The 542-nt window shown below is 66.1% G+C and carries 1 protein-coding gene; it reads right to left on the minus strand.

Annotated features, from left to right (window positions below; translation table 11 throughout):
* A partial coding sequence (locus tag EN786_RS36010) for a bacterial transcriptional activator domain-containing protein (protein WP_210238927.1) occupies positions 1–542 on the minus strand: 542 nt, incomplete at both ends.

The raw sequence follows: 542 nt of genomic DNA on the forward strand, positions 1-542 counted from the left end.
TCGGCAACGGCGAGCAATTCCTGGGCCAGTCCCGCTACTTCGGCATGACCTTTGGCGCTGCACAGACAGAACTCGGACAGGCACAGATGCCCATCGAAGACATGTTGCACAAAGGCCGGCTTGGCGCGGACCCATTCGATGAATTCGGACCGGAACAGTTGCGGCCACCGGGATTGCATCATCGATGCGATGCCCAGCAGCGCACTCGCCTCGCCGACCTCGCGCGGCAGGTCGGCTCCCAGCGCCAGATCGCGTGTCTGCCGGGCGATCTCGCTTGCCTTGTCGAACTCGCCGCTCTGCAGATGCACCATGCCCCAGGCCAGCGAGGTTCGGATGCGTTCCGAGGGGTTGACTGTCTCCGCGCCGGAAAGCGCCAGCGCCTTCTCGTAGAGCGCGATGGTCGCGGCGCTCGGCCCGACGCCGAGCTCGGCATGCAGATTGTCGCGAAGCTGGTTGAATTGGCGGATCGCCTCGACCCGGTTGCCGGCGTCGAGTGCCGCCTGCATCAGCGCGCATTGCGCCTGCTCGTCGGCCGGGTCGAG

The organism is Mesorhizobium sp. M4B.F.Ca.ET.143.01.1.1 (genome assembly GCF_004792275.1).
Taxonomy (GTDB): Bacteria; Pseudomonadota; Alphaproteobacteria; order Rhizobiales; family Rhizobiaceae; genus Mesorhizobium; species Mesorhizobium abyssinicae.